The sequence below is a fragment of the Arthrobacter sp. E44 genome (assembly GCF_041877125.1).
GTDB lineage: Bacteria > Actinomycetota > Actinomycetes > Actinomycetales > Micrococcaceae > Arthrobacter.
In genome coordinates, this window is sequence record NZ_JBHDJA010000013.1 from 83,624 (window position 1) to 107,482 (window position 23,859).

Below are 23,859 nucleotides of genomic sequence, written 5' to 3' on the forward strand. Positions count from 1 at the left end.
AGTGTGTTAGATCCCACGCGGCATGAGATCCCACGCGCGGGGAATTGGCGCCGGGATCAGCTGGCCGCGCCGCCTGAAACCCAGCTTCTGGAGTACCGACGACACATGGCCGGCGACGGTGGCATCGGGCAGCATCAAGTCCTGCCCGATCTGCCGGTTTGTCAGTCCCCGGGCCATGAGGGCAAGTACGTTCCGCTCCGTTTCCGTCATGCCTGTCAGCCAGGGAGCGGATGCCGTGGCGTAAAGGCTTTCGGCCACCCGTTCCCTGACAGCCGGCCGGATAACCGGGGTGCCTGCGGCAGTGCCGCGGATGCTGTTGACCAGGGCGTCGTGGTCGCCGATCCGCTTGAGGACATACCCTGACGCGCCCGCCAGGACCGTTGCGCGAACAGCATGCTGTTGATCCCAGCTGGTGAGGATCAGGCATTTCACCCCGGGGGCGGCGGAGCGGAGGTCACGGCAAACCTCAATGCCCGTGCCGTCCGGAAGCCTGTCGTCCAGGACCGCGATGTCCGGCTGCAGGATGTGGATGAGCCGGATGGCCTCTGCTGCTGATCCGCTGTCGCCGACCACTTCGAAGCCGAGATGTTCGAGCATGTCGCCAAGTCCCTGCCGGACCATCCTGTGGTCATTCAGGATGAAAACCCGAATTGGCGCAGGGGACTGGGCATGCTCATGGGGTGCTGCTGGTGTATCCATCAAGACGCTCTCGTAGGACCGATGTCCTCCCCGGCTGCACTCTTCGCGCAACCGCCCCTCCGAAAGGAACGTCAGTGAGCCATCCGGCACTCACGGCCACTCGATTCCAAGCGCCGTGCCGGCCGAAGCGGGAAGATCCCGCGTAATGCCGCAAACCGAACACGTGGTGCTGTGGTCCGGTCCCTTCACCCACTGGTGGGACTCTTCCAGCCGGTACTCATACCGCCCGCCAAGCTCCTGCAGCCGGTTCAGCGCCACGCTGGCAGTTTCCCACGAACTCCAGCGGCCGACCACCCCGCCTTTGTCCTTCGAGATGACATTGCACCCGCCGTCCCCCAGCTCGTGATCCCTGTCCTGCCAGCCCGGCGGCTCATCACCGCCGTGTACTGCCTTGTACTCATCGGCTGTGGCCATGGTCGTCATCTCCCCGCCCGTTCAGGCAGCCTTCTGCTGCGGGCCGGTGAGGAAGAGCTCCAGGGACTGAAGGGTGACGACGGCGTCGTGGAAGGCCGGATTGCGGTGCGGGTGCAGGCGGTGCAGCAGCCCGCCGTTGTACTGGAGGCGGCGCCGGGCGGTGCTGACCGTGCGGAAGGCGTAGCCCAGGTCACCCGGATGCCGGGGCAGGGCCTGGGTCATGCACTGGATCGAGGCCAGCGCGACTGCCAGGACGTTGGCATCCATCTGCTGCCCGGCGGCCCGGTGCCGGCGGAGCTGGGACGCGAACCCGTCCCAAATGTCCCGGGCCGCCGACCGCGCCACCTCGGTCCGTGCCTGGTCGGCAGGCATTCCGCCCTCCATGAGTTCCTTCTGGAGGCAGCCAAACCGGTTCGCAAGCTCTTCGACTTTTTTCGCTGTTTCATCCGTTTCACCCGCGGCTGACGGTGTCGGGGTGAAGTTGGAAGGATGAAGCAGCATCGCCCTTCGGCGCGCCGCTTCCGCCTGCGATACTTGGGCGGGGCGAAGCGTGAGGATATCAGCGGACATGCCGGTCCTTTCAAAATCCAGCCAGTCTGCAGGGTGCGCCTGCACGCCGGCGGCATCCTTGACGGTGCCTCCGGCGCAATGTCACTGGGTTCATGGGGAATGCCGCTCCGGCCTCGCAATGTGAGGACCCGGACGGCGCCTTTAACAGAATGCCAAGCGCCCCGGGGCCGGCTATAGGGCTGAAAGTCCTGTCCTCGAACCAGGCCCTGCGTAGCCTATGGAGAGGCGGGGGCTTTGGGCCCTGTTTCCGGTCCGGACCCCCGTCCTAGCCTGAACAGGAGAGCGCGGCGTACGGCCGCGTGCCGGACCCGGGAGGCACAGGGTGAAATCGGCAAACGCTAGCATCACCGCAGGCATCGTCCTCATTGCGTTGGGCGTGCTGTTGCTGCTGGACAGACTTGGCGTCATGGATACTGCGGCCTTCGTGGCGCCGCTGATCTTCGCGGCCGTCGGGGTTTTGTTCCTGTCCCTTTATGTCCGGCGCCGGGAGAACTGGTGGGCGGCCATCCCCGGGTCCGTGTTCCTGGGCCTGGCGGCAGTCATCACTACCACGCAGCTCACGGGCGGCGCCTGGGGGGCAGCCTTCCTGTTCCTCTTCATGGGCGCTGGATTTGCCGCTGTCTACCTGCGGGAGCCGGGTAACTGGTGGGCCCTGATCCCGTCCGGTGTCATGTTCACCCTGACGGTCATCGTCGCCCTCCCGCCGGAGCTTCAGGGCACGCCCACCGCTGCCATCCTCTTCCTGGGCCTGGCGGCCACCTTTGGGGTGCTATCCCTGATCCCCGTCCGCATCGATGAGGCCAGCGACCACACGGAACGGATGAAGTGGCCCTTAATCCCGGCCGCGATCCTGACCGTGATGGGACTGATCTTCGTTCTCCAGGCCACGGCCCTCCTGATCCCGGCGGACTTCGCCTTCCCGGCCGTGATGATCGTCGCTGGCGCGGCCCTGGTGGTGTACGCCTACCTCGCCCACCGCGACGGGCGGCAAAAGACGCACGGGCCCGGACCCCGGGCAGGCTAGCCCTCACCTCCCGCGAAGTGGCAGATAACGGCAATGCCCGGCGGAGGTATTGCCGTTAAGTGCCAGTTCGCGGCCCAGATGGAGCGAGCAGCGTCGCCCACAAGTGCCAGAGCATGCCGGCGAGCGTGGCCAGGAACGCCGCAAACGCCAGCCACAGTTCGGCCCGGCCAATCGCGGCCACCAGCGGCAGCCCGTCGGCGCGGCCAAGGTAGATCCCGGCCACGGCATACATGCCAAGCGGAAAGATGACGCTCCACAGGCCCGGCTCGTAGGACAGCGGCACCCGGTGGACCACGTGCCGCCACCAGCCGGCGGCGAGCAGCACGGGGAAGAGCCATGAGGCGAAGGACCAGAACACCACGGAGGCTCCGGCCACCAGCCCGCGGGTTGCATCCACCATCGGTGCGCCGGCCATCTCAACGATCCGGGCCCCCGCCAGGACGCTGATGGCCATGGCGCCCATGGCAACGAAGTACTGTGGGCGCAGGTCCTGCGGCCGGATGGGGTAGGTCATCAGCCGGAGTGAGACGAAGATTCCCACTGCGGCATACAGGATGAGCCCCACCGACCAGGCCACGACGGCGACGAGTGCCAGGGCGGCGCGCCAGTCCGGTGCGGCGAGGGGCTCGATCGAGGCCGCAGCTACTGCCACGGACTGGCTGGCAACGCACCAGATGAACCACGAGCCGTTGGCATCCTTGACCACCGGCCGCTCGGACCTGCCCAGCACTGCCGTCCATGGCACGACGTAGCCGAGCACCACCCAGGCGAGCACCGCAACCGCCAGGAGTGCCGCCGTCGTGCCTTGCCACCCGGCCATCCCAAGGCGGGTGCCCAGCACGTTGGTTCCGGCGATGAACGTGAAGAAACCGAAGGCCCGGGCGGGATCCAGGAAGTCGCCCCGGATGTCGGCGGCGAATCTGGCCAGGCGGAGCAGGCTGAGCCCAAGGATCACCAGGTAGGAGAGCGCACACACCACCAGCAGGGCCAGCGACAGTGCATGGAATCCTTCCAGCTCAAGCCCCACGGAGATGATGCCGCTGGCCATGGTGATGGCGAAGTAGCCAGGGGTGAGCGTCCGCACCGCCTCCAGGGCCCGTGAGCCGAAGGAATGCCGGGCGTGGCTGGCGGTGTCCATGGACCAAGCTTAGGACCGGCACTCCGAACCACCGCCGCGAGATGGCACTTCCCGGCAGTTCGCCGGTGGGGCATTGCCCTCACATGCCCTCTCGCGAGCGGGCCCTCAGCGGGCCTGTGCCTCCGCTGTCGCCTTGATGCTGGCCAGGAGCTCGGTCTGGCTGCGCTCGGAGATTTTCATGACCAGCGCGTCAACCGCGGCCTCTGCCATGTTCCGGGGTACGACGTCCGAGCGCATGCTCAGCCTGGTCCAGCCGTTCGCCGGTGCCACTTCCACCGTGAACACCGGGCCAAGGGCCGCCTTGGAGGTGAAGCGCTCATTTCGGGTGAACTCGGTGTACTCGTGCGTTGTCTTCAGCGGGATCCCCAGGACTTTCCACGCGGCCTGAAAGGTGGTGCCCACACCTTCGGGGGTGGTCTTCAACTCCGAGATCTGCACGTCCGGGCCCAGCCAGACGCGGGGATCCCTGACCAGGTCGAAGACCTGCGGCAGCGGGGCGTCGATGGTGACGGAGCCGGACCATGTCAGGTTCTGCGTAAACTTCGCTTCGCTTTCGGGTGACGCCTTCATCCCGGCCTCCACCAGGCTCTTGACGTTGGCAACCATGCCTTGGATATCCGTTTCCGCCCACCGTGCGAACAGGGCCTGAGCGGGTACCCGGACCAGGGGTGCGGGGATGTCCAGGGTTTCCTCGACGGTCAACTCGGTCCCGGCCTCCACCGGCTCCAGCGTGAAGGTGAGCGTGGGCCCTACCGATGTGCCGGAAACAATGCGCTTGTTGGGAACCACTTCCCGGTACTGGTGGGTCACGTGCATGGGAATGCCCCATGTCTTGGCGACCAGCGCGCGGAGGTGCCTTCGCCCCCGGGTTTGAGGTCCAGTTGGGTGACGTCGCTGTCCCCGGGGAAAGCCTTCATCCAGTTCGTAGGGTCACTGAGAAATGAGAACACCCTGTCCACCGGGGCGTTGATCCTGGTGCTCCGAATAACGTTCCTGGTCATGTCCTGTCTCCTTTTCCGGCAGGAGCCTGGGTCCTGCCCTGCCTTCCAGTCCAGTCCCGGGGGCAGGTGCGGAAAAAGAGGAGAAGGTCCTTGCGCGGGTAATGCCACCCGGTAGCAGGATCACGCGGAATGGCGTCACGGCAGGACCTTGCGCCCCCTGGGCTCCTTGGGCTCTTTTGGCGGCAGGGACGCGACGTAGGCCAGTGCCTTCTCAGCCCATGCCCGCGCCCGGGTCTCGTCGCCGTCGCCCTCTTCATTCCACACTTCCGGCAGCCCGGTGTACCCGCCCATCGGCCGGTCCGCAGGGCCGAACGGCACGGTCCGCTCAGAGGACTCCAGCAGCTCCTTGTCCTCCCGGGAGAGCTTGACCCCGATGGTGGCGCCGAACAGCCCGGCGAACATGTTGCCGTTGACGAACGCCCCCAGGTTGCCGAACATCGGCTTCACCACCACGCCCGGGTGGTCGGGGACCACGCGCCGGAACCGCTCTTTCTCTTCCTCTGTTGCCTTGGGCATTTCCATGGCTTCACCTTCCGGTGGCAGGGGTCTGTTCCGCAGGATCTCGATGCAGGATATGCCTGTTTGCCGGCGGGGGATAGGGTCGGCCGGTGCCAGGGCGCAGTCGGTAATTGATCGGCCTTTGAGCAGGTCAAACTTCCCCAGCGAGTGCTATACCTGACCGTAGGCAACTAAATCTTTTGGCTGCCTGCGCAGGGCGGATTGGCTAGGATCCGGGACGTCCCCGGGGGGCTGGAGGCAAGAGTGCTGAACACGCCGGCCCGGGCCCCGGCCGCAGACATTCCGGTCCGGCGCGGCGAAAAGCCTGGGCTCCTGGCCCTCGCCGCGCTCGCCGTCCTCAGCCTCGCTTTCGTCGCCGGCTGCAGCGGCGGCACCAGCCAGACGGTCTCCGGCGCAGTGAAGGACAGCTCCTCCGCCGTTGCCACCGCCGGGATCGCCCTGCGGCAGGACATGGACGGCAAACTGACCCGCGCAGCAGCATCGACCACCCTTGACGATGAGCTCAAGGAGATCCAGACCAGCCGGAGCGCAATCCTGAAGCTCTCCCCGGCCACCCAGGGAGACCGCGAAACGCAGAAGCAGGCATTGGAGGTGCTGGACAAGTGCGCGGCGGGGTTCGCCACCGCCCGCGCCGCATTGGCAGCAAACGACGGCGGCACCCCCTCCCTCCCCGACGGTGACAAGGCGCTTGCGGACGCGCAGGACGCCCTCAAGCAGCTCGAAGGCAAGGTGGGGGACAAGTGAAACGGCTGCTCGGCGTCGCGCTCGGGATCCTGACCGCCATTGGCGGGTTCGTGGACATCGGGGACCTGGTGACCAACGCCGTCGTCGGTTCCCGCTTTGGCCTGTCCCTGGTGTGGGTGGTGGCTGTGGGCGTCGTGGGAATCATCCTGTTCGCGAACATGTCCGGCAGGGTTGCAGCGGTGTCAGGCCGGGCCACCTTCGAGGTGATCCGCGAGCGGCTGGGGCCACGGGCCGGGCTGGCCAATCTCTCGGCGTCGTTCCTGATCAACCTGATGACCGTCACCGCGGAGATCGGCGGCGTGGCCCTGGCCCTGCAGCTGGCCAGCAGCGTCTACTACCTGCTGTGGATTCCCGTGGCCGCCGTGGCGGTGTGGCTGGTGATCTGGCGGGTCCGGTTCTCCATCATGGAAAACGTCACAGGCCTGCTGGGGCTGACCCTGATGGTGTTCGCGGTGGCACTGTTCCTGCTCAAGCCCGACTGGGCGTCCCTTGCCGGGCAGCTGGCGCCGGCCGTGCCGCAGCAGGAAACGGTGTGGACGTACAGCTACTACGCCATCGCCCTCTTCGGTGCGGCCATGACCCCGTACGAGGTCTTTTTCTTCTCCTCCGGTGCCGTGGAGGAAGGATGGACGGTTAAGGATCTGATGCAGGAGCGGATCAACGTCCTGGTGGGGTTCCCGCTGGGTGGTTTGCTGTCCGTGGCCATCGCCGCGTGCGCCACTGTGGTCCTCCTTCCGGCCGGCATCTCGGTGACGTCGCTGTCCCAGGTCATCCTGCCCGTCGCCGAAGGGGCCGGGAAGCTTGGACTGGCGTTCGTCCTGGTGGGGATCGTCGCGGCAACCTTCGGTGCCGCCCTGGAAACCACCCTTTCCAGTGGGTACACACTGGCGCAGTTCTTCGGCTGGTCCTGGGGCAAGTTCCGCCGCCCGGCCGAGGCCGCCCGCTTCCACCTGGCCATGATTGTGTGCCTGCTGGTGGGGATGGCCGTGCTGGCCACCGGCGTGGACCCCGTGCTGGTGACCGAATACTCGGTGGTGTTCTCCGCGATTGCCCTGCCCCTGACGTACCTGCCCATCCTCATCGTGGCCAATGACCCCCAGTACATGCACGAGCATGTGAACGGGCGGGTGGTGAACGCGCTGGGCATGGTCTACCTGGTGATTATCCTGGTCGCCTCCATTGCCGCCATTCCCCTCATGATCGCCACAGGAGCCGGCTCATGACATCCACTCCCGGCCCGCTGACTCCCGCCCCCCAGGTCGCCGGGCGCATCCTGGATGCCCAGCTGCACCTCATGGACCGGCAGGTGCTGGACTACGACGGCGTCCCGGTCACCACCGTCGATGACCTCGAGGTGAGCGGGCCTGCTTTGGACGAGGACATCCCGGCGGGGACCCCGGCGCCGGTCATCACTGCGCTGCTGACGGGGTCGGTGCTGGGGACGCGCATCTTTGGCGGCAGGCCGCCGTCGTCCCGCCTGGTCCGCATCCCGTGGAAGGACGTGGCTGAAGTCGGCGTGGTGGTGCGGCTTGGCGTCAAGGGTGAGCCGCTGGACGCCAGCTGGGTGGAACGGTGGGTGCGGGACAAGATCATCGCGCGCATCCCGGGAGGCCGCCATGATCCTCGGTGACCTGCTGGGCACGCCCGTCCTGGACGCCGACGGCGGGCGGCTGGGCCGGGTGGCCGACGTCCGGTTCGTGCTGGACGGGACGCCGCACCAGCTGATGGCCGAACCGCGGCTGCTGGGGCTGGTGGTCGGCCCGCACAGCGCGGCTTCCTTCCTGGGGTACGAACGCAACGGCCTCACCCAGCCGCGCACCATTGCCCGGATCCTTCGGTGGCGGCACCGCGGATCGTTCCTGGTGCTGTGGGAGGACATCGCCATGGTGGGCGCCCGCTCCGTCCGCCTCCGTCCGGGGTTCACCCGTTACAGCACTGCCCTGGAGGGCGGCGAGCAGGCGTAATCCGGGCCTGAACAGGGGAGCGATTAGGTATGGGCCCAAATTCCTGTAGTGTTGAACCTGTTGTTGTGTTTATGCAGTTGGTAGTTCAGGCAGTACGCGCGGTCGAAAGTCCGTGTTCTTCTGAAGTAGCGGTTTTTGAACACCCCACGCCGGAGGGCCCGAAAGTCGGGACTTTCCCTCCACCTTCACGAAGGACAAAATAAATGGCTACTGGTACCGTCAAATGGTTTAACGCTGAAAAGGGCTTCGGCTTCATCTCCCCGGACGACTCCTCGCAGGACGTGTTCGCGCACTACTCCGCGATCAACTCCTCCGGCTTCCGCTCCCTCGAAGAGAACCAGAAGGTTTCCTTCGACACCGAGCAGGGCCCCAAGGGTCCCCAGGCCACCAACATCCAGGCTCTCTAATTTCCTAGGGATCCGGGACCGTTAGGTTTCCGAGCAGGGCTTGCCGTTCATCGGCAGGCCCTGCTTTTTGTTAACCCACGTGTGGCAGTTCTGCCCGGTCCAGTACTGCCTGACCGGCCCGTGACCGCATAAGCGGCGCTGGGCAACAACGGTTGTGCGGTCGACGGCCGCTTATGGCAAGGCGGTGCCCCTTTCGACGCTCTCGACATAATTCAGTTGAAGGAGCAATCTTGTAAGTGCGTACGTTTGCAGCGTGCCAAACCCACGCCCGCGGCGTCCGGAGAAAAATCCAACCTGCGCGGCACCAGTTGGGGTGGTGCATGTCCGGCACGAAAGTCGGCCGGCACCGGCTGCCCGCGCTCCCCGGCGTTGGCACCCGGCACCTTCACTTCACAATCAGTGGCCGGTTCGGCCAGTCATGCGATGGATTGGATCGGCTGCACTTGCACATCGGCCTTTGGCTGATTGCCGTTCAAGAGAGCGTCGCTATGAAGCACATTCGGGGAAACAATCCGAGATTCAAGAAACTGGCGTTTATTGTCGCGTTCGCCGTTGCCCTGCTGGCATCGATGGCTGCCGCAGGCCCGGCGTCTGCCAGCGGATGGGGGCACAGAACCTGGGAGGTCCTGGTGGGCTCTGAGTCCCATGACCAGGAGATCCAGGGCATGGCTTTCCTTCCCTCCGAGATCTTCATCAATGAGGGGGACACCATCAAATGGGAGGCTAACGCCGCAGAAATCCACACGGTGACATTCCTTGCGTCGGGACAGCCGCTGGAACCATTTAACCCGTTCGACGAAAATGAGCTGCTGAAGCGCGGAGGCGACAGCTACGACGGGCATTCCTACTACAACTCCGGCATCCTGGCCAATGTGGACGTGCCCGGCTTCCCTGACGCCACCAGCTACAGCTTGGCGTTCCCGCGTGAAGGCGACTTCACCTACTACTGCCTGGTCCACGGCGACGTGATGAAGGGGACCGTCCACGTCCGTGAACAGGGCACGGAGTACCCGTACAGCCAGGCTGACTACAACCGCTCTTCACGGGCGGAGGCGCGGTCCATCCTCCGGGACGGACACGAACTCGACCAGGAGCTGGCGGACCAAGCCAGCAACCATCGCGTGCTGGCAGGCAGTGACGACGGCGTGGCCATGGTCATGCGCTTTGTTCGGCCCATCGTGACGGTGCACGTTGGCGATACGGTCGTGTTCGCCAATACAGGAATGGGAGCTCCCCATACCGTGACCTTTGGCACTGAACCGGCGAATGTTTTTGCGCCTTCAGGAACCCCGGCGAATTTCACGGGTGGGGACCTGAACTCCGGGATCATCCCGCCCGGTGGTGAATTCACCGTGAAGTTCCAGGCGAAGGGCACCTTTAAGTACATCTGCGCACTCCATGACTACATGGGCATGGTGGGCAAGGTGAAAGTCGTCGACTGACGCCTGGTATTACTGCGGCCCGCCCGGGCGGTTGTCCTGGGCGGGCCATTTTTTGTTTAGCCAGGGATTTGTTTGGCCAGGGAGTAGTGGCGCGTCAGCGCAGCCCCATCGCCTCGCGGACCTCGTCGAGGATGTGGTGCATGGCCTGTTCCGCCGCCGCAGTGTCCCCGCCTGCCACGGCCGCGGCAACATCCTCGTGGGCCTTCAGTGCTTCGCTCCGTGGCTTGAACGGCATGAGGCCCTGCTTGGTACGGCTGGTCAGTACCTCGGCCACCATGCCCTCGAGCGCGCGGAACATCTCGTTGCCACAGCTGCGCAGCAGCAGTTGATGGAAGGCGATGTCGGCGGCCAGGAAGGACTGCAGGTCGCCAGCTTCACCCAGCCGGCGGAGGTCGGCCGCCAGTGATACCAGCTGGGCGCGCTCGGCCGCGCTGGCCCGGCGCGCCGCTCCGGCGGCGGCGATGGGTTCGACGGCGATGCGCAGCTCGGTCAGGCTGCTGTACTGCAGGTCCCGCCGGTCCGAAGCCAGGCGCCAGCGGACCAGCTTGGGATCGAACACATTCCACAGCGACGGCTCCTGCACCACGATGCCCACGCGCCGCCGCGAGTAGACCAGGTTTATCGATTCCAGAACCTTCATCGTGTCCCGTGCAACAGTCCGGGAGATCCCGTACTCCTGCTGCAGCCCCTCAAGGGTAAGCCGGCTGCCGGGGGCAAGGTCCCCGGAGGCGATGGCCACACCGACTGCCTCGATAACCCGGCCCTGCGCGGCAGGCACGGGCCCGCCGTCGTGCATCCCATCGCCGTCCTGGATTGTCGCCGTCGACATTCTTCCCCGCTCTCGTCACGCGCCACTGCGCCCTCCAAGAGTACCCGCCGAAGGAGTAAAGGTATGACTTGTGACACGAATAGATACTATCTATTGGAAGAAAAGGTGATACCTTATCGCTTGGCCTTGTTCAAAGCAGGCCAGCAGCGAGCTTCTTCGAAAGCCAAAGACGTCTTCTCCGGAGGTATGACATGCAGTATCCAGCCACGCATCTTGTGGTCATGGGCGTTGCCGGATCCGGCAAATCCACCCTGGCGGCAGCGCTGTCCCAGCAGTTGGGCTGGGCCTGCGCCGAAGCGGACGAGTTCCACCCGGAATCGAACATCGCCAAAATGACGCAGGGCATTCCCCTCCAGGACGAGGACCGCTGGCCCTGGCTGCAGGAGATCCGCGACTGGATGTCCGCCCAGGCTGCCGCCGGCACGAGCACGGTCCTCACTTGCTCCGCCCTCAAACGGAGCTACCGGCACCTGCTGTCCCAGGCCGAAGGCCGCGTTGTCTTCCTCCACCTCGACGGCGGTGCCGACCTGATCAGCCAGCGCATGCAGGGCAGGGAAGGGCACTTCATGCCGCCCACGCTCCTGCCCAGCCAGCTGGCCACCCTTGAGCCGCTCACCCAGGAAGAGCTCGAGTCAGGCAGCCTCCGCCTCGACATCGCACGCTCACCCGAAGAGCTGGTCGCCGCCGTCGTCAACGCCCTCAATCTCCCTTCCGGCCAGGCGCCCCAGGCGTCCTGACCCCCCCCAATCCCCAACCCTGTTTCAAAGGAGAACCATGACCATCGAAGGATGGACCCAGACGCTGGGCGCAGGTCCGCTGCTGCTCATCGCCGCGGCAGCGATTCTTGTGCTGCTGTTCCTGATCATCCGGCTGCGGATGCACGCCCTGATCGCCCTGATCCTCATCAGCCTCGCCACGGCCTTCGCCACCGGGATCCCCGCCAACAAGGTGGTCCCGGTGCTGGTGGACGGCTTCGGCACCACCCTGGGGACGGTGGCGCTGCTGGTGGGCCTGGGCGCGATGCTCGGCCGGATCGTGGAGACCAGCGGCGGTGCCAAGGTCCTGGCGGATTACCTTATTGGCGTCTTCGGCGAAAAGCGTGCACCGTTCGCACTGGGCCTGGCCTCGCTGATCTTCGGCTTCCCCATCTTCTTCGACGCCGGCCTGGTGGTCATGCTGCCCGTGGTCTTCGCCGTCGCCCACCGCCTGGGCGGGGGAGTGCTGCGGTACGGCCTGCCCGCCGCCGGCGCCTTCTCGGTGATGCACATCTTCCTGCCGCCGCATCCGGGCCCGGTCTCCGCCGCTGCCTTCTTCGACGCCAACATCGGCCTGGTCCTCATCGCCGGCCTCATCACCGCCATCCCCACCTGGTACGTCACCGCCTATCTCTACGGCCTGTACACCGGCAGGAAGCTGGTCCTTCCGGTCCCTGAGATCCTGGGCCACGCCAGTGCCGAGGCCGAGGCCCACCCGCCGAAGTTCCGCACCATCATCGGCCTGCTGCTCCTGCCGCTGGTGCTGATCTTCCTCAACACCGGCCTGAACACCCTTGCTTCCTCCGGTGTCCTGGACGAGTCCGTCAAGAAGCAACAGTGGTTCCAGGTCCTGCGGACCCTTGGCGAGACCCCGGTGGCGCTGCTGATCGCAGTGCTCGCTGCGCTGGTGGTGCTGGGCACGCGCCGCGGACGCGACACCGCCAGCATGGAGAAGCTGCTCGAATCCTCTTTGGGCCCGGTCTGCTCCGTCATCCTGATCACCGGCGCCGGCGGCATGTTCGGCGGCGTCCTGCGCACCTCGGGCATCGGCAAGGCCCTGGCGGACGTGCTGGGCAACGTGGGCATCCCGCTGATCCTGGCCGGCTTCCTGATCTCCGCCATCCTGCGCATCGCCCAGGGCTCGGCAACCGTCGCACTGACCACCACTGCCGGCCTGATTGCCCCGGCGGTTGCTGCCGGTGGCCTGAACGGAATGCAGGTCGCCGCCATGGTCATCGCCGTGGCCGCCGGCTCCGTGGTGGTGTCCCACGTCAACGACTCCGGCTTCTGGCTGGTGGGCCGCTTCTTCGGCATGGACGTCAAGACCACCCTGAAGACCTGGACCGTGATGGAAACCCTGATCGGCGTGATGGGCTTCGCGGTTGCCGCAGTCATCTTCCTGGTGGCCGGCGCGGCGGGCTGACCCCGACAAAGCAAAGCGACGGCGGGGCGGCTGGTGGGAACACCGGCCGCCCCGCCGTCGTTATGCCCGTTGGTGCGCCACGCCGGTGCGCCGCACGCCGACCAAAGGACACCCCTTGACTCCTCGCACCATCGTGATCACCGGCGCCAGCGACGGCATCGGAGCGGCAGCCGCACGGACGCTGGCCAAGGCAGGGGAACAAGTGGTCGTCGTGGGCCGTTCCGCAGAGAAGACCCGGGCCCTGGCCGGAGACATCGGCGCGGACCATTACCTGGCCGACTTTTCCGACCTCGCACAGGTGCGCGACCTCGCGGAGAAGCTGAAGGCCAACTACCCGCGCATCGACGTCCTGGCCAACAACGCCGGCGGCATCATGGGCAAGCGGACCCTCACCGTGGACGGCAACGAGTCCACGTTCCAGGTCAACCACCTGGCGCCGTTCCTGCTCACCAGCCTCCTCATGGACACGCTCACTGCCAGCAACGCGAAGGTGATCAACACCTCCAGCGCCGCCAACAACTTCGGTAAGCTGGACCTCTTCGACCTCACGGCCGAACACGGCTACAGCACCAACCGGGCCTACGGCACCGGCAAGCTGGCCAACATCCTGTTCACCTCCGAGCTGCACCGCCGCTTCCACGAAGAGGGGATAACGACGGCGGCGTTCCACCCCGGCGTGGTCCGCACCAACTTCGCGGCGGAGTCTTCAAGCCCCTTCCGGCACGTGTACACCACGCTCCTGAACCGCTTCATGCTCAGCCCTGACCAGGGTGCCGACACGATGCTGTGGCTCATCAACGGCACCGCCGGAACCGACTGGATCTCCGGCGCCTACTACGCCAAGCGTGCCCTGGCCAAGGCCAACCCCCAGGCGTACGACGCCGTGCTGGCGCGCGGGCTGTGGGAGAAGAGCGAGGAACTGGTCAAGGCGTTCGCCTGAGCAGGCTTTTATTCGCAGCCCACACCGTCGTGGTCCCTGTCCAGCCCGTAGATATCCTGGCCGATGACCTGGACCGGACCGCGGACGTAGGCTGGTCCGTTGCCGCCTCCGCCGGCGCAGTCCACGTCCGAGGCAATGGGGACGCAACCTGAATAGTTCGGGTCGCAGCCCGGATTGGTCCCCGGAACGGCTGGTGCCACGGGAGCCGGAGGGGTGGCGGCCTTCGCAGCCGCCTCCGCGGCTGCCTTTGCTGCCGTCTCCTGGGCCGCCTTCGCCTCGGCGGCCTGCTGGGCTGCTGCAGCTGCGGCGTCGGCAGCGGCCTTGTCCGCCGCGGCTTTATCAGCGGCAGCTTTGTCGGCGGCCGCTTTGTCTGCCGCGGCCTTCTCCGCTGCGGCCTTCTTCGCCGCCTCCGCAGCGGCGATTTTGTCGGTGATGCGCTTCGACTCCTCGGCCTCAAGCCACACGAGCACGCCGGTCTCGTCCCTTGTGCACACATAGCTGGTGCTTGCACTGACCTGCTGGGCATTGACAGCCGTGCACGGTGTATTGGCAACGGGGGTATGGGTGGGTGTTGCCGTGGGAGTTGCGGAGGCAGCGTCGCTGGCCGGCCCGGCAGCGGAGGTCAGCGAGGCCTGGGGTGCGCCGCAGCCAGCCAGGAGAAGCACGACGGCGGCAGCAGCCCCGGCGCCCAGCGCCTTGTTGGGGACCTTCCGCAGCGAGGAGCCGGCTACGAATCGGTGTGGGTGACGGCGGGAATATGGCAGGGAAAAGTTGTGGAAGCCGGGCATAGTTGTCCCCCAAATGCGTGTGCTGGATGCGTTGGCACGGCCAGCGTAGCCTCGTCCGCCGGGGGAGAACGGGTTAAGCGCAAATCTTGATTTATTCCTTGGGGAACCCTAGGGAGGGACGTCAAGGTCACTTGCCGTCCTGCGACCCGCCGCGCGCCCCGTCATGCCTCGGGTTCGGGACAGACCCGCGGCTCTTGCCGTTGGGGCTGTAGGGGTCCATCCGCCGCGGAGGGAGCTCTTTGATGAGCTCGTTGACCGCGTGTGACACGAGGTCCCGTTCGTGGGTCGGCAGTTCGAGTGAACCATTCAGGTAGGCGTCAATCTCGTACTCACCGGCGGCACCGGTGAAGCTGAAGTAGCGCATCCACACGGCACTGAGCGTAATCCCGGCTTCTTCCATTGCTTCCCGCGTCGCCTGCGCCTGTTCCAGGGGCTGAGCGAATTCGTCCACAAAAGGCTCCTACCCGTCGGCCAGCCCGTTAACGATGCCGCGTGCTACCTCCTGCAACGGCTTGCCCTCTTCGCGGGACGAAGCCAGCATCACGTCCAGGGCTGCGCGGGAGCCCAGGTGCATCCGTTCGATCAGGATTCCCTGTGCTTGGGAGATCATGTCCCTGTTCGCCAGGGCCTCGCCGAGCTGCAAACCCAGCCGCTGCGTTGCTTCACGGTCACGCACATTTCCGAGCAGGACGGCGGCCGGGTTTGCGAGCCGTTCGATCAGGAAAACCGAATGGTCGTCGAACACCAGCGGCGACGGCGAATACACCTTGATGGCGCCGATGCGCCTTCCCTCTGTCGTCAGCGGGACGCTGAGGACCGACCGCAGCGGGAGGTCCGCGATGGCTGCTATCCATTTGGGCCAGCGGGTCTCCTGCCTGGTGTCCTGGATGATGATGGCGCGCTGTTCGGCCCATGCACTCAGGCACGGAGGCATTCTCCTCAGTGAGAAAGCCGCCGGCCGCCTGCCCAGTTAATCTGGCCAGCTCACTGGCCAGCGGTTGGGAGTTGTCCATCGTCAGTCACCTTTGCTGTTCCCGGTAGCGGGGCTGCCGCATGTGTTGGCCGCTGTCTTCCTAAGACAGGCTGGAGCCGCACGCCTTCCCCCGGGTACCTTTACCAAAGACAGTAGTCCCTTCCGCCATGGATGCACCGGCCATGGATGCACCGGGCCGAAACGCACCAACTCAGCCCTGCCGTGCCAGTGCCTCGCCGATGATCCGGGCTCCCTCCGGGTAGGCGCCAGGGTTCGGGCCAGAGTAGTTGAGCCGGATGAAGGCTCCCGCCGGTTCGGCAGGGAACCACTCAGTGCCGGCGGCGATAATCACCCCCGCGTCGTCGCAGTCCCGCACCAGCCGGGGAAGATCCGTGCCGTCCGGCAGGCGCACCCACAGATTGAGCCCACCCTTGGGCAGGTTGTCGATGTGGGCCTGCGGCACGTGCTCGCGGAGGCTGGTGGCCAGCAGGTCCCGGCGCGACTGGAGCTGCTGGCGGAGGCTGCGCAGGTGTGTTTGCCAGCCGGGCTGGGTCACCACATCCAACGCCGCCGCCTGCAGCAACCCGCTCACGTACATTGACTCTGCGGCCCGGTGGCCCAGGATCCGTTCCCGGGCCGGTCCGCGCGCGATCACCGCAGCAACGCGGATGGCCGGGGAAACGCTCTTGGTCAGGGACCGGATGTACACCACATGGCCGGCATCATCCCTGATGGCCAGCGGCATCGGGTCCGAGGTAATGCCGAAGTCGTGCGCCCAGTCGTCCTCCACCAGGAACGCGCCGTGCCGGCGTGCCACCTCCAGCACCTCGTCGCCACGGCCCCGGGACCACTGGGTACCGGCGGGATTCGAATAGTTGGGCTGCACGTAGAAGGCCCGCGCTCCGGTCTCGGCAAAGGCGCGCTCCACGTCCGCCGGGTCCGGCCCCTCCGGTCCGCTGGGCACCGGAACCAGCCGCACCCCGGTCTGGGCCGCAGCCAGGATGGCACCCCAGTAGGACGGTGACTCGATGAGCAGCGGCTGGCCGGCACCCACCAGCGCGCGGAAGATGGAACTGAGCCCGCTTTGGCTTCCCGGCAGCACAATGACGTCATTCGGTGTCGGGGGAGTGATGCCCACCGGGGTTGCCGATCCCAGTTCCTGGGCGAACCATTGCTGCAGTTCGGGCATGCCGGCGGCAGGAGGCCTGGACAGGGCAGCGTCGCCGCGCGCGGCCCGGGCCAGGGCGGAGCGGACCAGCCGTTCCGGCAGCAGTTCGCGGTCCGGGTAGCCGGAGTGGAACCAGATGGCGTCGCCGGGAACGTTGCGCATGGTGCTTGACGACGACGGCAGCGGGGCCGACGGCGGCCGCAGCGCAGCGGTTTGCCAGCCATAGTCCGACGGCCTTGCGGTGCGCACGGCCCGGACGAACGTTCCCACCCCCGGCCGACTGTCGATCAGCCCCTGCGTGGTCAGCGCTTGGAGCGCCTTTTGCACCGTTACGGGGCTGACCTGGTACTCGGCCACCAGTTGCCGCGTGGACGGCAGCCGGGCTCCCGGGGCGGCGTTCGAGATCCAGCCACGGAGTGCCGCAACGATCCGCGAGCTGCTATCGTTATTCATGAAAGAACATAGTAGCGCTACTGCCCTGAATGACCCAGTGGTACTGCCGCTCGACAGCGGTGGACTCAACAGTTCCGCTGCAGTCCGCAGAGCCCCCGGAATCTGGTGGGGCCTCCTGGGTGTTGCGGCCTTCTCCTTCACCATTCCCTTCACACGGGTAGCGGTCGCCGGAATCCCGCCGCTGTTCATCGGTTCCGGCCGTGCCGTGGTGGCCGCAATCCTCGCCGCCGCAGCCCTGGCCATCACCCGCCAACGGCTGCCGCAACCCCGCACCTGGCTGCGCCTCGCGCTCGTGGCCGCGGGCGTCGTCGTCGGCTTCCCGCTGCTCACCTCCTATGCACTTACCGCCGTCCCTGCGGGTCACGGGGCGGTGGTCATCGCCCTCTTGCCGGCCGCCACTGCAACGGCGGCCATTCTGCGCACCGGTGAGCGACCGCGACCGGCCTTCTGGGCGGTGATGCTGCTCGGCTCGCTGGCAGCGGTGTCCTTCGCGTTCCTGCAGTCCGGCGGTGTGGGGCACCTGCACTGGGCCGATCTCCTGCTGCTCGGCGCCGTGGCCTGTGCGGCGCTGGGGTATGCGGAAGGCGGCTTGCTGGCCCGCGAACTGGGATCATGGCAGACCATCGCGTGGGCGCTGGTCCTCGCCGCGCCGGCCATGATCGTGCTGGCCGTGGTCTCGGCCCTGGACCAGCCGCCATCGGCCACTCCCGTGCAGTGGGCCGCCTTCGGCTATCTGGCCGTGGTGAGCATGTTCCTGGGCTTCTTCGCGTGGTACCGCGGACTGGCCATCGGCCCCATGGCGCAGGTGAGCCAGATCCAGCTGCTCCAGCCCGTGATGAGCATCTGCTGGGCGGCCCTCCTGCTGGGCGAGGCCCTTACCTGGACCACTGTCATCGGCGCCCTTGCCGTCATCCTCTGCGCGGCCGCAGCCGTCCGCGTCCGGCTCAAACCGATCTCCTGACCACCGAAAGGACTTAGACGTGTACATTCCTGCCCACTTTGCCGCAAGCCCGCAAACCGTCCAGAACCTCCTGGCAAGTCCCGGCGCAGCCAACCTGGTGACCATGACGGACCAGGGCCTGCTCGCAACGCTGCTGCCCGTTGTCTTCAACCCCGCGGTAGGGAAGTGCGGGGCGCTGCAGGCCCACATGGCGCGGAACAACCCGCAATGGTCCCTCGCGCCAGTGGGCGAGGCGCTCGCCATCATCCAGGGGGCGGACGACTACATCTCGCCGTCCTGGTACGCCTCGAAGGCCGGGCACGGCCGGGTGGTGCCCACCTGGAACTACAGCACCGCGCACGTGTACGGCGAACTGGTGGTCCATGACGACGCCGCCTGGCTGGGACGGCACGTCCGGCACCTGACCGGGCTGCACGAGGGCGGGCGGGAGGATCCGTGGGCTGTGGACGATGCCCCTGAGAAGTACATCGCCGGGCAGCTGCGGGCCATTGTGGGCGTGGAGCTGGTTATTACCCGGATCGACGCGAAGGAGAAACTGAGCCAAAACCGCTCGGCCGCCGACGCTGAAGGGGTGGCGGCCGGGCTCCGTGCCGCCGGGCGGGAAGCCAGCGCCGTCGAACGCGTCCGCCCCTGAGCCGGCCGGTGACCCTGACGCTGCCTAAGCTGTCCGTTCCAGCAGCACCATCACCTCGTAGTGCTTGGTCTGCGGGAACATGTCCAGCACCCGGGCCCTCCGGGCGGTAAAGGAAGGGAGGGCGGCCAGGTCGCGGGCCAGGGACTGGGCGTTGCAGCTGGAGTACACCACGTGCTGCACGTCCGATGATTCCAGCCAGCCGCACAGCTCCTTGCCGATGCCGCGCCGGGGCGGGTTCACGATCACCAGCTCCGGCGACTGCTCCGCCGCGAGGGCGAACGCGGTGGCATCACCGGCCTGGAACTCCATTCCCTCCAGCCCGGCTTCACCGCTGCTGAGCCGGGCGGAAACTATCGCCTCGCTGCTGGCCTCAATCCCGGTGACCGTACGGGACGGAGCGGCGCTGTGCAGGGCGAAACCGCCCACGCCGCAGTAGAGGTCCCATACCGAGGCTGGTGCCAGTTCGTTGACCCATTCACGCCCCTGCCGGTACAGCGCTCCGGCCATCTCCGTGTTGGTCTGGAAGAAGCTTTGCGGGCGGAGATGCAGGTTGATGTCGTTGACCCGCATGTTCAGGGTGGACTGCTCCGTCAGCAGGATTTCGCGTTCGCCCTCCAGGACTGCCTTGTGCTCGGGGAGCAGATTGACCGAGACCACCTTCACCTGTGGCAGGGCTTCCAGCAGCTCCGGGAGGTGCTTCCGGATCCGTGGCACCACCTGTTCGGAGCGCAGCACCAGCCGGAGCATGACCCCGCCGTCCGGGGATTCGGTGAGGATGACGTGCTTGAGCTCGCCGGTGCGCTTCGGAACGTCATAAGGGGTGAGGCGCAGCCGGCGGATGAAGCCGGCAAGGACCGGGAACACGGCCCGCAGGCCGGGGGAGCAGACGCCGCATTTGCGCAGGTCCACGCCGTGCCCGTCGGCGTCCAGGATCCCGATGGTGGGGTTCTGCGCGGTCCCGCCGATCACCATCTTGGCCTTGTTGCGGAAGCCTGACTCCTGGCTGGCGACGGGCGGGAGCCATTCAAGTCCGGTGTGGTCGGAGAGCAGGGTTTGGCAGTGCAGCTGCTTGCCGGCCAGCTGTTCGCCGTAGGGCCTGCCCATCTGGGTGCAGGAGCGGCAGGTACCGGCATCAAAGTAGGAACAGTGCATGACTGGTCCATTTTACGCGCCCCACGGTGAAGGTACGACGACGGTGCCGGGGGAGCGCCGTCGTCGTACCTTACTGAGGGGTGCCGGACCGTCCGGGAACACCGCCGTCCCGTCAAGTGTTAAACCCATTGGAGACAGAACGATGGACAACAGAACTTACACAGCACTTGTAGTACCGGCCGGCAATTCAGAACCCATGCGCATCGAGCAGGTGGCAGCGGACCTGCAGGCCCTGGAAGCCCTGGTGGGCGGGCCGCTGGAGTCGGTGATCCGCGGCGACTGGCACGTTTACCTGAACGCCGAAAGCGTCACCATGCTCCTGCCGGTCAACTTCCGCGCCGGGCAATTGATGCATGAATGCGGCCTGGACCTTGACGGCATCCGCGGCACCGCCGTCTTCCTTGGCCGTGGTGAACACGGGGCGGAAGCGGACATCCCGGAGCACCTGGCCCGGCTCGCCGAGGAACTGTTCGGGTCGCCGCTGGCCGCCTAGGCCTGCCCGGCTAGTCGCCGCGTACGCCGTAGGTGCTGAGCACGTTGCCCTTGCTGGTGGTCTTCTGGTCCTGCAGCACCAGGCGGGTGAGCGGGTCGCCGTCCTCGAAAAGCCGGCGGCCGCTGCCGGCGATGACCGGGTGGGTCATTAGCTGCAGCGAGTCCAACAGCCCGGCGAACAGCAGCTGCCGCACCACGGAGATGCTTCCGCACACGGCGATTTCCCCGCCGTCGCGCTCCTTCAAACCAGCCACGAACTCCTCAAGCGGAGCATCCATCAGCCGGGAGTTCTGCCACTCCAGCGGTTCCGTTAGGGTGCGCGACGCAACGAACTTCTCCACGGGGTTGATGAACGCCGCAAAGTCCTGGTCCACTGAGGCGTTCGGCCAGTACTCGGCCCACTCCTGGTAGCTGACGCGGCCCAGCACCACGGTGTCCACGTTGTTCATCATCCGGGTCAATCCTTCGCCCAGCTCGTCATCGAAGCTGTCGAACTGGAACTTGAACGGTTCGGACACCACACCGTCCACTGAGTGGAACAGGCCGGCAGTGACATTGCGCATGAAGCCTCCAAAAATTGAGTTGACAGGCATTACGGTATTCGGCGGTTTCGTCCCGGGGAAGGGGTTCCGGCCCGCCTTTTCGGACCAGGGATCAGCACGACGGCGGGTGGCTGCGTTAGGTTCATCACTCGCCGTGTCGTCTTACCCGGTTTCGCGCCGGCTGGGCCCCATACTTGTTTTTGAGCGGCTTTTGCCGATCCCCCCGGCCAGGCAGGAGGAAGTGCATGGAAACCCTGAAAAAAGTCGTGACCAACCAGTATTTCCCCGCCGGTGCCGTACTGACAGCGGTCCTGCTGTTCTGGATCGTCGGTCTGCTTGGCGGACTGTCCCTGCTCAACAACAACCAGCCGCCGCTGACCACGCTGACCTGGATGCTCTTCGTCTACGCGTCCGCCGTGCTGACCCCTCTCGCGGGGCTGTTCGCCGCCGCCGACCTCATCCGCCGCTGGCGCCGGAACCGCGCCGCCGCCACGGTGCCCGTGGCTTATGCGGCAGGCAGCACCGAACCTGCCGCGGACCACCTTGACGACGCGCTGCCATCGGACCCTGTCACTTCCGGTGCTCCCGAACCCGTTGAACCGGCACAGCCCAAGGCTTCCGCACCTGCGCCCACCAAGCGGCGGCCCGGCCGCAAGGAAGCAGCCTAACTCCCCAGCAGTCCCCGGAGCAGTCCTGCTTTACCGCCCCTTCAGGGCGTTGAGGGCCTCTTCGGCATGATGGAGCGCCTGGCCCAGCCGTTCGCCCGGTTCCGGTAGGGAAAACAGGTAGCCCTGCAGCGAATCGCATTCCAGCGCCGTCAGGTAGTCAGCCTGCACCGGCGTCTCTATTCCTTCGGCGGTGACGGTCAAGCCCAGGCTGTGCGCCATGTTGATCATGGAGCTGAGGATGGGCAGCCGTTCGTTGCCCGTCCGGACCATGGACACGAACGTCTTGTCGATCTTGACCGTGTCCACGGGCAGGTCCTGCAGCCGGCCCAGGGAGGAATAGCCGGTGCCGAAATCGTCCAGCGCCACCCGGGCGCCGGCGTCCCGCAGGGTGCTCAGCTGCTGGATCAGGTTGCAGTCGGCGTCGAAAAAGACACTCTCGGTGACTTCCATGACCAGCTGGTACGGCGCCACGCCGCTCGCCTCCGCCAGCCGCAGCACAGTTTCGGCGAAGTCCTGTTCCTGCAACTGGACGCCTGATACGTTGCCGGCAAGGGAGCGCGAGGGATCTTCGCTGAGCCACCGTGCCAGTTGCACCATGCCGGTTGCCATCACTTCGGCCCCGATCTCCCCGATCAGCCCGGCGCGCTCGGCCAGTGGAATGAAGATCGACGGCGGCACCCGCTCGCCGCCGCGGTCCCACCTGGCCAGGGCCTCCAGCTGGACCACCTGCCCCATGCGAGGGGAAACGATCGGCTGGAAGTCCACAGTGATCTCGCCGCGCGGCACGGCGAGCTGCAGCCCGCTCTCCATGTGCGTGCGCTGCACCAGCGCCTGCATCATGTCCGGATGGAAGCGCAGGAACCGGTTCTTGCCTGCAGCTTTGGCCGCGTACATGGCAATGTCGGCGTGCCGCAGCAGTTCAGAGGGCCCCACGCTGTCCTGCCCCAGCGAGGCGATCCCCAAACTGAGGCTGGGCCGGAGGACGGTGCCGCCGATCGTAACGGGGACATGCAGGCAGCGCACGATGCAGGCGGCGATCGCATCCGCATCGGGACAGGCGGTCAGGAGCACCACGAATTCGTCGCCGCCCAGCCTGGCCACCACATCCGCTGTGGGGACGCAGCCGCGGAGCCGGCGGGCCACTTCGATAAGCATGTCGTCGCCGGCCTGGTGGCCAAGGATGTCATTGACTTCCTTGAAATCGTCCAGGTCAAGGAGCAGGACATCCACTGTTTTCAACCGGGGTTCCTGCAGCGCCTCGGCCAGGGCGTCGTTGAACACAGCCCTGTTCGCGAGCCCCGTCAGCGGATCCTGGAACGCCATGGCCCGGAGCTTCTCGGCCTGGACTGCGAGGTCCATCATGGCCCGGTGTGCCTGCTCCTGCGCTTTCCGGCGAGGCGTCACATCGCGGAAGCTCCACACCCGGCCCACGATCTTTTCGCCCACCCGCTGAGGGCGGGAATAGCGTTCGAAGGTACGCCCGTCACGCAGTTCCACCACGTCGTGGCTCTCAGCGGCCGGATTGTCCTGGAGTTCGCCCAGCCGCGCGGTGAACGGCACGGGATCTGCCACCTGCTCCATGACCAGCCGCAGCGCAGGCGCCTCGCTGTCCGCTTCCATAATTTCCGGCGGAAGGCTCCACATGGACAGGAACTGCTCGTTGAAGCCGGCCACCCGCCCGTCGATGCCCATAACCAGGATGCCGTCGGCGGTTGACTCAAGGGTGGCGGTCAGCAGCGACATCGCATCGCGCAGGTTTGCATCCGCTGCTTTGCGGTGTGCTGTTCCGCGTGCTGACAGCAGGAGTCGTGTGCACTGCGCCCGTCCGGCATCTGCCCCGCCTGGGTTGGCATCGGCGGCAGTCGTTTCCTGTCCGGGAAGGAGTGCCGCGGCCAGTTCCAGGGGAAATTCTGTCCCGTCTCCGCGCAGCCCGGCGATTTCCCTGGGCGGTGCTTGTTCCCCTGGCTGTGTGAGGATCTGGTGCAAAAGGTGGGCAACCTGGTCCCGGGAGCCGGCCGCGAAAAGCATCCGGTGGTCCAGGCCCGTGAAGGATTCCTGCTGAAGGCCAAACAGCCTTGCTGCCGCAACGTTGGCCGCCAGGACAGTGCCGTCCGCGCTCAAAGCCAGCAGCGCGTCCGGACTCGCGTCCATGACCACGC

General features: G+C 66.3%; 28 protein-coding genes. 14 read left to right on the plus strand and 14 right to left on the minus strand.

The annotated features are described in order from the left end of the window. Window positions 1-6: 6 nt before the first annotated feature. The 3 genes from ACETK3_RS13170 to ACETK3_RS13180 all read right to left on the minus strand — a co-directional run bounded on the left by ACETK3_RS13170 (window position 7) and on the right by ACETK3_RS13180 (window position 1,683). Window positions 7-699: a response regulator transcription factor gene (locus tag ACETK3_RS13170; protein ID WP_237430083.1), complete on the minus strand. Its 693-nt coding sequence runs from the start codon at window positions 697-699 to the stop codon at window positions 7-9. Between the two features lie 90 nt (window positions 700-789). Then, on the minus strand, window positions 790-1,113 hold the full coding sequence (locus ACETK3_RS13175) for a hypothetical protein (RefSeq protein ID WP_236801440.1): 324 nt from the start codon (window positions 1,111-1,113) through the stop codon (window positions 790-792). Between the two features lie 21 nt (window positions 1,114-1,134). Beyond that, window positions 1,135-1,683 carry a hypothetical protein gene (locus ACETK3_RS13180; RefSeq protein WP_236801441.1) on the minus strand — a complete coding sequence of 183 codons (549 nt, stop codon included), beginning with the start codon at window positions 1,681-1,683 and terminating at the stop codon, window positions 1,135-1,137. Window positions 1,684-2,005: 322 nt separating this feature from the next. Here ACETK3_RS13180 and ACETK3_RS13185 point away from each other — a divergent pair, with 322 nt between their 5' ends. Further along, complete coding sequence (locus tag ACETK3_RS13185) at window positions 2,006-2,707, plus strand: hypothetical protein (protein ID WP_236801442.1); 702 nt, start codon at window positions 2,006-2,008, stop codon at window positions 2,705-2,707. Window positions 2,708-2,762: 55 nt separating this feature from the next. Here the strand turns inward: ACETK3_RS13185 and ACETK3_RS13190 are convergent, their stop codons facing one another. The 3 genes from ACETK3_RS13190 to ACETK3_RS13200 all read right to left on the minus strand — a co-directional run bounded on the left by ACETK3_RS13190 (window position 2,763) and on the right by ACETK3_RS13200 (window position 5,368). Further along, window positions 2,763-3,845, minus strand: a complete 1,083-nt coding sequence (locus ACETK3_RS13190; RefSeq protein WP_236801444.1) for a tellurite resistance/C4-dicarboxylate transporter family protein — start codon at window positions 3,843-3,845, stop codon at window positions 2,763-2,765. 105 nt (window positions 3,846-3,950) lie between these two features. Further along, entirely contained in the window at window positions 3,951-4,661 is a 711-nt protein-coding gene (locus tag ACETK3_RS13195; protein ID WP_236801446.1) for an SRPBCC family protein, read from the minus strand. Between the two features lie 320 nt (window positions 4,662-4,981). Continuing rightward, the gene (locus tag ACETK3_RS13200; RefSeq protein ID WP_236801447.1) at window positions 4,982-5,368 is read right to left on the minus strand and encodes a TfoX/Sxy family protein; all 387 of its coding nucleotides are present in this window, start codon (window positions 5,366-5,368) and stop codon (window positions 4,982-4,984) included. Between the two features lie 240 nt (window positions 5,369-5,608). Between ACETK3_RS13200 and ACETK3_RS13205 the strand changes: the two genes are divergently transcribed. The 6 genes from ACETK3_RS13205 to ACETK3_RS13230 all read left to right on the plus strand — a co-directional run bounded on the left by ACETK3_RS13205 (window position 5,609) and on the right by ACETK3_RS13230 (window position 9,922). Continuing rightward, window positions 5,609-6,109 carry a hypothetical protein gene (locus ACETK3_RS13205; RefSeq protein ID WP_236801448.1) on the plus strand — a complete coding sequence of 167 codons (501 nt, stop codon included), beginning with the start codon at window positions 5,609-5,611 and terminating at the stop codon, window positions 6,107-6,109. Further along, the gene (locus ACETK3_RS13210) at window positions 6,106-7,332 is read left to right on the plus strand and encodes an Nramp family divalent metal transporter (protein WP_236801449.1); all 1,227 of its coding nucleotides are present in this window, start codon (window positions 6,106-6,108) and stop codon (window positions 7,330-7,332) included. The genes ACETK3_RS13205 and ACETK3_RS13210 overlap by 4 nt, the downstream gene beginning before the upstream one ends. After that, window positions 7,329-7,739 carry a hypothetical protein gene (locus ACETK3_RS13215; protein ID WP_236801450.1) on the plus strand — a complete coding sequence of 137 codons (411 nt, stop codon included), beginning with the start codon at window positions 7,329-7,331 and terminating at the stop codon, window positions 7,737-7,739. Before ACETK3_RS13210 ends, ACETK3_RS13215 begins: the two co-directional genes overlap by 4 nt. After that, window positions 7,726-8,073 (plus strand): PRC-barrel domain-containing protein, encoded by a 348-nt coding sequence (locus ACETK3_RS13220; protein ID WP_236801452.1) that lies wholly within the window; start codon window positions 7,726-7,728, stop codon window positions 8,071-8,073. The genes ACETK3_RS13215 and ACETK3_RS13220 overlap by 14 nt, the downstream gene beginning before the upstream one ends. Before the next feature lie 203 nt (window positions 8,074-8,276). Continuing rightward, on the plus strand, window positions 8,277-8,480 hold the full coding sequence (locus tag ACETK3_RS13225; RefSeq protein WP_015936345.1) for a cold-shock protein: 204 nt from the start codon (window positions 8,277-8,279) through the stop codon (window positions 8,478-8,480). Between the two features lie 488 nt (window positions 8,481-8,968). After that, window positions 8,969-9,922, plus strand: coding sequence for a plastocyanin/azurin family copper-binding protein (locus ACETK3_RS13230; RefSeq protein WP_236801455.1), 954 nt, complete (start codon window positions 8,969-8,971; stop codon window positions 9,920-9,922). A gap of 94 nt (window positions 9,923-10,016) precedes the next feature. Here ACETK3_RS13230 and ACETK3_RS13235 read toward each other — a convergent pair whose 3' ends face one another. Then, the gene (locus ACETK3_RS13235) at window positions 10,017-10,751 is read right to left on the minus strand and encodes a FadR/GntR family transcriptional regulator (RefSeq protein ID WP_236801456.1); all 735 of its coding nucleotides are present in this window, start codon (window positions 10,749-10,751) and stop codon (window positions 10,017-10,019) included. 191 nt (window positions 10,752-10,942) lie between these two features. Between ACETK3_RS13235 and ACETK3_RS13240 the strand changes: the two genes are divergently transcribed. From ACETK3_RS13240 to ACETK3_RS13250, 3 genes are all read left to right on the plus strand, one after another. Continuing rightward, entirely contained in the window at window positions 10,943-11,488 is a 546-nt protein-coding gene (locus ACETK3_RS13240) for a gluconokinase (protein WP_236801457.1), read from the plus strand. Between the two features lie 37 nt (window positions 11,489-11,525). Further along, window positions 11,526-12,929: a GntP family permease gene (locus ACETK3_RS13245; protein WP_236801458.1), complete on the plus strand. Its 1,404-nt coding sequence runs from the start codon at window positions 11,526-11,528 to the stop codon at window positions 12,927-12,929. Window positions 12,930-13,044: 115 nt separating this feature from the next. Beyond that, window positions 13,045-13,869, plus strand: coding sequence for an SDR family NAD(P)-dependent oxidoreductase (locus ACETK3_RS13250; RefSeq protein ID WP_236801459.1), 825 nt, complete (start codon window positions 13,045-13,047; stop codon window positions 13,867-13,869). 8 nt (window positions 13,870-13,877) lie between these two features. Here ACETK3_RS13250 and ACETK3_RS13255 read toward each other — a convergent pair whose 3' ends face one another. From ACETK3_RS13255 to ACETK3_RS13270, 4 genes are all read right to left on the minus strand, one after another. Further along, the gene (locus tag ACETK3_RS13255; protein ID WP_237430084.1) at window positions 13,878-14,657 is read right to left on the minus strand and encodes a hypothetical protein; all 780 of its coding nucleotides are present in this window, start codon (window positions 14,655-14,657) and stop codon (window positions 13,878-13,880) included. 127 nt (window positions 14,658-14,784) lie between these two features. Next, window positions 14,785-15,108: a hypothetical protein gene (locus ACETK3_RS13260; RefSeq protein ID WP_236801461.1), complete on the minus strand. Its 324-nt coding sequence runs from the start codon at window positions 15,106-15,108 to the stop codon at window positions 14,785-14,787. A gap of 9 nt (window positions 15,109-15,117) precedes the next feature. Continuing rightward, window positions 15,118-15,591 (minus strand): GAF and ANTAR domain-containing protein, encoded by a 474-nt coding sequence (locus ACETK3_RS13265; RefSeq protein WP_237430085.1) that lies wholly within the window; start codon window positions 15,589-15,591, stop codon window positions 15,118-15,120. 250 nt (window positions 15,592-15,841) lie between these two features. Beyond that, complete coding sequence (locus tag ACETK3_RS13270; protein ID WP_236801465.1) at window positions 15,842-17,251, minus strand: PLP-dependent aminotransferase family protein; 1,410 nt, start codon at window positions 17,249-17,251, stop codon at window positions 15,842-15,844. Here ACETK3_RS13270 and ACETK3_RS13275 point away from each other — a divergent pair. Further along, complete coding sequence (locus ACETK3_RS13275) at window positions 17,250-18,212, plus strand: DMT family transporter (protein WP_237430086.1); 963 nt, start codon at window positions 17,250-17,252, stop codon at window positions 18,210-18,212. The two genes, ACETK3_RS13270 and ACETK3_RS13275, sit on opposite strands and share 2 nt — an antisense overlap. A gap of 19 nt (window positions 18,213-18,231) precedes the next feature. Further along, a complete protein-coding gene (locus ACETK3_RS13280) occupies window positions 18,232-18,846 on the plus strand; it encodes an FMN-binding negative transcriptional regulator (protein ID WP_237430087.1) in 615 nt (204 codons plus the stop codon). A 24-nt stretch (window positions 18,847-18,870) separates the two neighbouring features. Here the strand turns inward: ACETK3_RS13280 and rlmC are convergent, their stop codons facing one another. Continuing rightward, window positions 18,871-19,998, minus strand: coding sequence for a 23S rRNA (uracil(747)-C(5))-methyltransferase RlmC (gene rlmC, locus ACETK3_RS13285; protein ID WP_237430088.1), 1,128 nt, complete (start codon window positions 19,996-19,998; stop codon window positions 18,871-18,873). A 142-nt stretch (window positions 19,999-20,140) separates the two neighbouring features. Between rlmC and ACETK3_RS13290 the strand changes: the two genes are divergently transcribed. Beyond that, window positions 20,141-20,491, plus strand: coding sequence for a hypothetical protein (locus ACETK3_RS13290; RefSeq protein WP_236821560.1), 351 nt, complete (start codon window positions 20,141-20,143; stop codon window positions 20,489-20,491). Between the two features lie 10 nt (window positions 20,492-20,501). Here the strand turns inward: ACETK3_RS13290 and ACETK3_RS13295 are convergent, their stop codons facing one another. Continuing rightward, window positions 20,502-21,053, minus strand: a complete 552-nt coding sequence (locus ACETK3_RS13295; protein WP_236801473.1) for a dihydrofolate reductase family protein — start codon at window positions 21,051-21,053, stop codon at window positions 20,502-20,504. A gap of 224 nt (window positions 21,054-21,277) precedes the next feature. Between ACETK3_RS13295 and ACETK3_RS13300 the strand changes: the two genes are divergently transcribed. Continuing rightward, window positions 21,278-21,700 (plus strand): hypothetical protein, encoded by a 423-nt coding sequence (locus ACETK3_RS13300; protein ID WP_236801475.1) that lies wholly within the window; start codon window positions 21,278-21,280, stop codon window positions 21,698-21,700. A gap of 30 nt (window positions 21,701-21,730) precedes the next feature. On the opposite strand, the gene ACETK3_RS13305 is transcribed toward ACETK3_RS13300, so the two are convergent. Then, window positions 21,731-23,851: a putative bifunctional diguanylate cyclase/phosphodiesterase gene (locus tag ACETK3_RS13305; RefSeq protein WP_373993040.1), complete on the minus strand. Its 2,121-nt coding sequence runs from the start codon at window positions 23,849-23,851 to the stop codon at window positions 21,731-21,733. Window positions 23,852-23,859: the final 8 nt, after the last annotated feature.